Here is a 614-nt window from a genome sequence, read left to right as displayed (position 1 = left end):
ACTTGCGGATCACCGAGCGGCTTCCCGGTGGCGGGGTGGACTCGTGGGCGGTGGGCACGGTCGAGGGGGAAGTCACCGCGGCGGCCGTTGACCGGTTCGCCGCAGAGGTGCACACCCGGTTCGCCTCGGGTGATCCCTCTGCCAGGTCGGAACTGGTTTACAGCGGCCCACCGGCTTCGGGAGAGCTGGTCGAACAGGCGCGACGGCGAGGCGTCCGCCTGCGCAGTTGGATCGACTACCTGGGCTTGATCGACCTGCGCCGGTACGAGCAGTCACTACGGGAGCGGCTGGCGGCGGACACGATCTACCCGGCGGAGCTGTACGTGCGGCAGCGATACCAGTATGGAAATCACGCAGGCACGGATGCTTTGGGACAGGTGCTCGACTGGTTGGGCAGCAGCACCGCGCAGTTCGTCATGGTGCTGGGAGATTTCGGACGCGGGAAGTCGTTCCTGCTGCGGCAGGTCGCCAGGGAGCTGAATGGGCCGACCCCGTTGCTGGTGGACATGCGGAGGCTGGAGAAGGCGCCGTCGCTGGATCAACTCCTGGTTCAAGTACTGGTGGACCAGGGCGTTGACGTGGTCGTCGTGACCAAGGTGCGGTACATGAACAGC

The 614-nt window shown here is 66.0% G+C and carries 1 pseudogene; it reads left to right on the top strand.

The annotated features are described in order from the left end of the window. A pseudogene (locus ABFX50_RS50980) lies at positions 1-614 on the top strand (hypothetical protein); the annotation flags it as partial.

The organism is Nonomuraea recticatena, assembly GCF_039533245.1.
Taxonomy (GTDB): Bacteria; Actinomycetota; Actinomycetes; order Streptosporangiales; family Streptosporangiaceae; genus Nonomuraea; species Nonomuraea roseola.
This window is presented reverse-complemented; position numbering and strand designations above follow the sequence as displayed.